The organism is Gammaproteobacteria bacterium (assembly GCA_013003425.1).
Taxonomy (GTDB): domain Bacteria; phylum Pseudomonadota; class Gammaproteobacteria; order Steroidobacterales; family JABDKV01; genus JABDJB01.
Genome location: JABDJB010000110.1, coordinates 1 through 8,170, shown reverse-complemented (window position 1 = coordinate 8,170; position 8,170 = coordinate 1). Strand labels below are relative to the sequence as shown.

Here is an 8,170-nt window from a genome sequence, read left to right as displayed (position 1 = left end):
GCAAAAACGCCCCATGCCGACAACAGCGGCGGCAGCAGGCGTGAACGCAGGAAAAGGAAATAGAATGCGGCTTTGGCCGCAGAGGAAATTACCAGGCCAAGATGGAACGAGGTGTAGTCTGCGGTTGCCTGAAGGCCGGCGAGCATCAGCCGTTGCGCGTCAGTACCGAGCGTTTCAAAAGCACTGTTACCTGCGATATGAGCGGCATTCAGGGCATACACAGCACCGAGCAACATCAGCAGCATTGCCGCAACGCTTACCACCAGGGCCCAGGTCGCGAGGAACGTGTTGTGTTCGCGCAGTAACAGGAAAAAACCAACCGCAATCACGGCGTCCAGCGCGAAGAGCAGTGCCATGGCGTAAGCCTTGCCGCGCAGCCTCAACTCAGCGTCAAGCATGTTCTGTGCCGTAGCCACGATGTCGGCCGAAAGATTGATATCGATACCGTGAGCGACAAACACCGACACCAGGATGCCAACGAGCAAAGTCGCCAGCAGGGCTGCGCCGGTGCAGCGTGCTATCGATTGTGCCTGCATGCTCTTTCCAGACTAATGGTTAACCGGGATCAGGCCGGGTGCTGCAACAATCGCTGATGTCTTGTAATCAATCGGACAGTACTTGTATATCTGTACATGTACTGTCCCCGTCGATTGATAGTCGCAGAAAATCCGTGTTTGACCCGGATCGAATCTGATTAACCGGACGGGGCCGGGCCGGTGGACTCGCGGGTTATCAGCTGGCACTTGACGTGATCTTCAATGGTCTCGTCCTTGCGCGCGCCGAGCTTGTTCAGCAGCAGCGTCGCCGCCATGGACGCCATGTTGCGAATGGGTTGTCGTACGGTGGTCAGTGCCGGCCACAGGTAGCTGGCCAGGGGGATGTCGTCGAAACCGGCCACCGAGAGGTCGCCGGGTATGTTCAGCCCCAGCTCGTGAGCTACGCGCATGACGCCGGCGGCCATGTCGTCGTTGCTGGCAAAAATGGCGGTCGGACGCCGGCGCGAGTGCAGCAGCTGCATGCCGCATTCAATGCCGGATTCGAACGAATTGTAGCCCTGCGCAATAAAGTCTTTGGCAACGGTGAGGCCACATTGCTTCATGCCGGCGCGGAAGCCGTCGTAGCGCTGGGCGACCGCACCGTGATCGGGGTGGCCTATGATAAAAGCAATGTCTTCGTGGCCCAGCGAGTGCAGGTATGTGGTCATCTCCGCGCAGGCATCGGCATCATTGGTGTAAATCGAGCGGCTGGTGTCGTTGCGATCAGCCGGAGCCACCCGCACAAAAGGCATGCCGAGATCTTCCAGTAGCTTTACGACAGAGTTCATGTCGGACAGCGGCGGCGTCAGTATCAGCCCGTCGACTTTCGACTGCGCGATCATCATCTGCAGGCCTGCGGTGAGGTTGGGGTCCTTGTACACGCATGGATGGATGATCATGTCGTAGCCTGTCGCCCGGCTGGTGCGTAGCGCGCCTTCCTGGATATTGACCAGGTACGCCGAGCTGGGGTTGTCGTAAAGCAGGCCAACCAGGTACGAACGGCGACTGGCCAGGCTGCGCGCCGAGGGGTTGGGCTGGTAATTGAGGTCAGCAATGACCTTCAGCACCTTTTCACGCGTGCCTTCACGCACGTTGGGCTCGTCATTGGCCACGCGTGACACGGTCTTTATCGAAACACCGGCCAGGCGCGCGACATCAGCAATAGTCGGCCGGCTCATAGTCCGTCGCAGTCGTTCGGCAGCGCGCTGGGCCCCGGGGCTGAAAGGAAATAGCTGCGGACAATCGCCAGGTCAGACAAGTCGGTGGTGCCGTCGTCATTATTGTCGGTTGGCAGGCTACCGCTCAATAGAAAGTTCTCACGGTAGGCCGCCAGGTCCAGCAGGTCGGTGGTGCAGTCGTTGGGCACCGCGACGTCGGTATCGCAGGCATTGCCGATATTGTCGCCATCACTGTCAGTCTGGCTGCTGTTTGCAACGAGAACGCAGTTATCCACGATGTCGGCAATGGCGTCGCCATCGCCATCCGCGATCTGGCCAACAAATGCCCAGTAGTCGGTACGAAACGTCACTGCCGCACCGTCGTTACTGATTATCGAGATAACCATGTTGATAAGTTGCCCGCTACTGCCACCACCGGCGTCGAGTATACCGTTACCGCCCGTGGCATAAGAGTTATCGTCGTAAAAATCAGTCAAGGGCACGGTGATTTTCTGCCAACCTCCGCCGGCAATCGCACACGGTCCGGTCGCAGAAATTTCGCAGTTGTACTGAAATTCCTCGTCGACAGCCTGGTTGAACTGACCATCGGCGTTTTCGTCTTCCTGCAGGTTGATTTCCAGCCGGTAGTTACCCGGGTCCGGGTTGATCCAGAAAGTAAACTCGGTCAGGTTTGGCGTGAGGGTGATCGGGTTGTTGCGACCGAAGCCGCCCATATAGCCCGGCGTCCCACCCGAGCCCCAGCCGGTCTGCAGCGAGGCGATACCGCCGTCGGCAGGTGGCAGGTCGCTGAAGTTGGCGTCGATTCCGCCGCCACCAACGCCGCCTTCAAAGGCGAACCAGCCGTTGCCAAACGGGTCGCCATGTTCCAGATCGTCGAACACGGCCAGCGGCGGGTCAACGTCGACCGCCAGCTGGTACACCCGCACGTAATCGATGATGTATTCCTGCGGCAGAACAGTGGAGCCGTCCGGGTTGCCCGGAAAATTGCCGCCCACGGCCACGTTCAGCAACAGGTGAAAGCGTTGGTCGAACGGTGCAGGAAAGGGTATACCGCTGGAATACCAGTCGGTTTTGGTGCTGTAAAGCTGGCCATCGACATACCAGCGAATCTCGCCTTCTTCCCACTCGATGGCGTACACATGGAAGTCGGTTGCGGAGTTCGGTGCCAGCCAGGTGGTGTTGCCGGAAAACGTATTCTCCGGATATGAGCCACCGTAATGGATGGTGCCGTAAATACGCTCAGGCTCGTGGCCGAGCGATTCCATGATGTCGATTTCGCCGCTGGCTGCCCAGCCGCCATAGACCTCGTCCGTTGGCAGCATCCAGAACGCCGGCCACATGCCCTGCGTGACCGGCAGCTTTGCCCGCATCTCGAAACGGCCATACTTCCAGTCGCCGAGGTTGCGGGTGCGCAGCCTCGCCGAAGTGTAGTTGTAGCCGGCAAAGTTCTCCTGTCGCGCCGTGATGGTAAGTGCACCGTTAGCAACGGTGGCATTCTCAGAGCGGTAGTACTGAAGCTCGTTGTTACCCCAGCCGGGGATGCCATAGGCACCACCGTTGCCGAGCATGGGTTCCCATTTGCCGGTATCTAAGCTGCTGCCGTCGAACTCATCGGCCCACACCAATACGCAGGACCCGCCGGTGCACTGGGCAACAGCGGGTTGCGCCGCACTGCTGAAAACGATCAGCAGTGCGGCGTAGTAATGGCATTGACGCAGGCTCAACGCGCCGAGCAGGCGTTTGGCAGGCCGCTGGGGCCGGCCGGCAGCAGGAACAGCGTGCGCAGGATTGCCAGGTCAAGCACGTCGGTGACGCCGTCACCGTTGTTGTCGGTGGCCAGATCGCCACTCTGCAGGAAGTTAACGCGATAAAACGCCAGGTCAGCCGGCTCAACCGTGCAGTTGTTGTCGATGTCTCCGTCGCAGGCATTACCGATGTTGTCACCGTCGGTATCGAGCTGTGACGGGTTCGCAGCCAGCGTGCAGTTGTCGTTGCCGTCAAACACTGTGTCGTTGTCGGTATCGACATCCGGTGCAAAGTTGACGTTGTCGTAGAAAATTCCTGATGGATTTCCATTAGCTGCCGTGTTGGCAAAACCAATCTGGATAACCTGTCCGACCCATAGCGGATCGATGGTTAACGAGATCCCGTAGCCCTGCCAGTCCGTCGGCGTGCTCGAGGTATCTACAGATGCTTCTGCGGTAAGTGTGAACAAGTTGTCGGTAGGGTCCAGCACTTTGATAAAGGCTTCGCCTTCCGAAGGTGGCGCCAGTGCGAACTCCGAGTCCGGAAGCTTGGCATCGAAGCGGAAAAACCAGGTCTGTCCCAGGTTATCCGTGCCGATGTTGAATTGCTGGTAGATGACGGACTCAACCTGGCAGACGTTGAAGCCGGCCACGTCACAGGCTGCAGTTGGGTCACCGATGGGGTGGGCGTCACCATTGTTGTAAGCGCTGAACGTATTAAGCTGCTGCGCACCCTGGTCGGCGCCGCCTTCACCGGTAGTAATCTGTGAAAATGCATCGCCATCGTTTGGTGCCGGGAACGGGCCAAAACCATACAGGAAGGATTCCTGAGCAGATACATTGCCGAAAACCAGCCAGCCACCGGGGATGCCGGTGTTCAGCGGCTTGTCGGTCGGCATAGTCGCAGCGGCGTCATACAGCTCAAAGTTGTCAGCAAACGGGCCAAACCCGGTCGGGCCGCTGTCGCCGGAAAAGCTGACGTTGTCGTAAAACACGCCAGACGGCTCGAAGTCGGAAGCGTTGCTCTGGAAACCGAACTGCAGAATCTGGCCGGCCCAGTCGCCAATGATGATTACGACCTCATCGCCTGACCATTCTGCCGTCGGTGTTGTCACGTCCACCGAAATCTGCGTGGTCAGTGAAAAGTTACTGGCCGGATCGAGCACCTTGATAAATGCCAGGGCTGTGGTTGCGCCACCCAGGTTGCCGGTCTTGTACTCGAAACCAAAAGTCCATGTCGAGCCGACATCGCCGGCGGCGATAGTCTGCTCCTGGAACACATTCGTCTCCACCGTGTCGCCCAGATTCTCCTGGTGGCCCGATGGGGGTGGTCCGGCACAGCAGTTGTAGTCGCTGAAAACCGACAGCTGCTGGGCACCCTGCTCGGCGCCGCCTTCGCCGCTGGTCAGGGCGGAAATCTGCGGGCCATTGGGTGCCGGCGTCGCTACGTTGGGATAGCCGAACAGGTACGAGCCGTCGTCTTCGAACACATTGATGAAGAAACGCCAGCCATCACCGATGTTGGCGCCGTTGATATCGAGGCCTTCAAAATCCTGGCTGTAAGGCGCCAGCTGCGCGGTGGCAGCGCCGGCCAGAAGGAGTGAAGCAATCAGGCCTGCCAGGCCCGTACGGATGTGCGAGTGCATTAAGTTAACCCCCTAAAAAGAATCAGATATTTTCTATTTATCGAAATTCTGAGTTGCTCTTTATGCCAAAAAATGACAGCGTTGTCAATTTGCCTCGCCGCGACTCGGGTTAGCGGCGGCCTGCAAGGAATTCGACCAGACTGATTCCAATCAGCACCGCGACCACGCCCCACAGCAATACGAAGCCATGTGTCGGTAGCGCCAGGTTGCCCGACACCAGCCATGCTGCCAGCGCCAGCCCGCCACAGAGGTTGATGCTGATAGCCCCCTGCAGGCCCAGCCCGCGGCCCGCGCGGTAGTGCTCGACCAGCAGCGCGATGCCGATGCCAATTAGCACCGCCCCGAGGATGCCCGGATAAAACGCCGGCATCGCCGCGGGCAGGCCCAGCCGTTCCACCAGCCCGGCCGGAAACCACAGCAGTGCCACGCCCAGAACCAGGTTAATCGCCGCATCGAGCAACAGGAGATTGCCTTTCATGGTTGCAGTATAAGCACGAGCGGCCGGCAGCATGATTTGACTTATTTATACCCGCATGAATTGAAAACAATGTTGGAAAACTTTACACTCTCCGACGTTTCGCATTGAGGGCACACTGTAACGCATGGAAAGCAAAGGATATTTTTTGCTTGGCACGCTTAATGCATTGATTTTTTAGAGAATACGCGTTTTCGGCCCCGTGACGGCATAACAGGGGCTCAAAACCGACAGAAATTTAGGGAGAGAGTGATGAAAAGAATGACTACGCTGTTCGCCGGCCTCGCGCTTTCAGTCTTCAGCGTCAGCGCCCAGGCACTAATACTCGACTTTCAGTCGGCCGGTTTTTCCGATGGTACGGGCGGCTCGTACGCCTCGATCTATCAGCAGGACGGCTTCGACATTCGCACCCCACAAACAGACAGCATGCATTTCCATATGGGTCAGCTGGCTACCGGAGACCCGGAAGGCGCCCTGCCGGGTTGGCTGGGTTTTCACAATGGCATCGGCGACAACTCGGTTCTGAACGAAGTGAGGCTGACCCGCATCGATGGCGGCGCATTCAACTTCGACAGCTTCGACATTCTGGGCACCTTCGCCAGCGCAATGTGGACTTCACGCCAGAATCGCTGGCACAACCCGGAAATTACAATCATGTCATCCAATGGCGATGTCATGGTCATTCCAGCGAGCACGTGGCAGCCGCAAGACCCGGAAACGCCTGACCAGACGTTCCTGGTCGGTTGGACCAACGTAACCTGGGTTACTTTTCTGGCCGATGAGTTCTCCAGCAACGCTGATGGCGAAATCACGATGATGGACAACCTGGTAGTCAGCGCGGTACCGGTACCGGCTGCTGTCTGGATGTTGGGTTCTGCTCTGCTGGCCCTGGTTGGCATGCGGCGTTCCAGCTAAATAAAAGCGTCCAGCTCATAAACCCGTAATGTGGGCCCTCAGGCCGGCATTACGGGTTTTTTCATGCCTTCGATAAGGCTCTGCGTCACTCGTCGGGCGCGAGTGAAGACTCGTGCAAGGCACAGTTTCGGGTGTCCTGCCCGAGGTGTGCGGGTGAAAGAATGAGGCGACAGAGGAGGCCAGGCCGCGACCGGCCTGTAGCGCTACTCACCCAGGAATATAGTCGCCCGTTGGCGGTGTTTGATGGCAGCAGCTCAGGTTAAACCGGCAAGCATCGGCGGGCCTGCGCCGCACTGCTGAATAAGATCAGCAGTGCGGGCAGAGCGCAGGTTCAATTCGTCGTGCAGGCGTTTGGCAGGCCGCTGGGTCCGACCGGTGCCAGGAACAGCGTCCGGAGTATCGAAAGGTCGGCCAGATCGGTCGTGCCGTCACCGTTGTTGTCGGTGGGCAGATCGCCGTCCTGCAGGAAGTTGACCCGATAAAACGCAAGGTCATTAATGTCGACATCGCAGTCGTTGTCGATATCGCCATCGCAGGCGTTACCGATGTTGTCGCTATCACTATCCAGCTGGGAGTTATTTGCAACCAGCGTGCAGTTATCGTTGCTGTCAACAACGGAGTCATTGTCCGTGTCGGCCGCTGCGGGGGTGACAATTACGTTGTCCATCATTGTTATTTCGCCGTCGGCAAAACTGGAATCCGGAGCTTGCAGGAAAGTCACCCAGGTCACGTTGGTCCAGCCGACCAGAAACGTCTGGTCAGGCGTTTCCGGATCGTTGCTCTGCCAGGTGCTGGCCGGAACCACCATGACATCGCCATTAGACGACATGATCGTAATTTCCCCGTTGTGCCAGCGATTCTGGCGCGAGGTCCACATCATGCTTGCCTCTGTACCGAGAATGTCAAAGCTGTCGAAGTTAAATGCGCCACCGTCAATGCGGGTTAGCGTCACGGTGTTCATAACCGTGACGTCATCGACAATGATATTGTGAAAACCCAGCCATCCGGGAAGAACGCCTTCAGGGTCTCCAACAGCCAGCTGCCCCATATGGAAATGCATGCTGTCTGTTTGTGGGGTGCGAATGTCGAAGCCGTCCTGCTGATAGATGGAGGCATAGGAGCCGCCCGTACCATCGGAGAATCCGACCGATTGAAAGTCCAGTATTAAGGCCTGGGCGCTGATGCTATAGATTGAAAGCACCAGTCCGGCGAGGAGCGTGTGCAGTTTCATAATTGATCTCTCCACAGATTGCAATGTTTCTGAACCGGGACGATGCAGGACAGTCCCGGCTCAAAATGCCGTCGTCCCTTAATTATAGAACCTTGGAATGAATTGTGCCGAAGAAATAAGCCCCAATGATTTCAATGGGTTATGCCTACGCTCGGCCATGGAGCGACGGGAACTGTAAAGTCGGCCAACAGCGCGTATCAATACGTCAGGACAGCCACCCGAACTGCGAATCCTGCGGCGGCAGCCTCCCGGTTAGTGCTGCCGGCACAGGCTGGACAGATTGTCCGGGCAAAACGTGGTTTTCGGGGTGCCCTGCCCCGGGGTGAGTGCGTGATAGGAACGAGCCGACAGGCCAGGCCAGACCTCGGCCGCCCGGTTGCGCCATTCCACCAGCACGTCCACGGGCCCGTCATGCCGGCCGAGTCCAACCAGGATGCGCGGATC

The 8,170-nt window shown here is 58.0% G+C and carries 7 protein-coding genes and 1 pseudogene; 1 reads left to right on the top strand and 7 read right to left on the bottom strand.

The genetic code is table 11. The features are described 5' to 3' along the window. From HKN06_14620 to HKN06_14600, 5 genes and pseudogenes are all read right to left on the bottom strand, one after another. Nucleotides 1-536, bottom strand: a 536-nt coding sequence (locus tag HKN06_14620; GenBank protein NNF62542.1) for a DUF4386 family protein, incomplete at its 3' end; no start/stop codon positions are given. A 158-nt stretch (nt 537-694) separates the two neighbouring features. After that, on the bottom strand, nt 695-1,714 hold the full coding sequence (locus HKN06_14615; protein NNF62541.1) for a LacI family DNA-binding transcriptional regulator: 1,020 nt from the start codon (nt 1,712-1,714) through the stop codon (nt 695-697). A 908-nt stretch (nt 1,715-2,622) separates the two neighbouring features. Beyond that, a pseudogene (locus tag HKN06_14610) lies at nt 2,623-3,282 on the bottom strand (glycoside hydrolase family 16 protein). Nucleotides 3,283-3,434: 152 nt separating this feature from the next. Beyond that, nucleotides 3,435-5,105: a hypothetical protein gene (locus tag HKN06_14605; protein NNF62540.1), complete on the bottom strand. Its 1,671-nt coding sequence runs from the start codon at nt 5,103-5,105 to the stop codon at nt 3,435-3,437. A gap of 109 nt (nt 5,106-5,214) precedes the next feature. Beyond that, nucleotides 5,215-5,583: a hypothetical protein gene (locus HKN06_14600; protein NNF62539.1), complete on the bottom strand. Its 369-nt coding sequence runs from the start codon at nt 5,581-5,583 to the stop codon at nt 5,215-5,217. A 249-nt stretch (nt 5,584-5,832) separates the two neighbouring features. Between HKN06_14600 and HKN06_14595 the strand changes: the two genes are divergently transcribed. Then, the gene (locus HKN06_14595) at nt 5,833-6,495 is read left to right on the top strand and encodes a VPLPA-CTERM sorting domain-containing protein (protein NNF62538.1); all 663 of its coding nucleotides are present in this window, start codon (nt 5,833-5,835) and stop codon (nt 6,493-6,495) included. Nucleotides 6,496-6,826: 331 nt separating this feature from the next. On the opposite strand, the gene HKN06_14590 is transcribed toward HKN06_14595, so the two are convergent. Then, nucleotides 6,827-7,726, bottom strand: a complete 900-nt coding sequence (locus tag HKN06_14590; protein ID NNF62537.1) for a hypothetical protein — start codon at nt 7,724-7,726, stop codon at nt 6,827-6,829. Between the two features lie 252 nt (nt 7,727-7,978). Continuing rightward, nucleotides 7,979-8,170, bottom strand: a 192-nt coding sequence (locus HKN06_14585; GenBank protein NNF62536.1) for a hypothetical protein, incomplete at its 5' end; no start/stop codon positions are given.

What these genes read in the sequence shown, in the direction of transcription:
- HKN06_14615 (NNF62541.1), bottom strand. Translation starts at nt 1,714, where the DNA reads ATGAGCCGGCCGACTATTGCTGATGTCGCGCGCCTGGCCGGTGTTTCG.
- HKN06_14605 (NNF62540.1), bottom strand. Translation starts at nt 5,105, where the DNA reads ATGCACTCGCACATCCGTACGGGCCTGGCAGGCCTGATTGCTTCACTC.
- HKN06_14600 (NNF62539.1), bottom strand. Translation starts at nt 5,583, where the DNA reads ATGAAAGGCAATCTCCTGTTGCTCGATGCGGCGATTAACCTGGTTCTG.
- HKN06_14595 (NNF62538.1), top strand. Translation starts at nt 5,833, where the DNA reads ATGAAAAGAATGACTACGCTGTTCGCCGGCCTCGCGCTTTCAGTCTTC.
- HKN06_14590 (NNF62537.1), bottom strand. Translation starts at nt 7,726, where the DNA reads ATGAAACTGCACACGCTCCTCGCCGGACTGGTGCTTTCAATCTATAGC.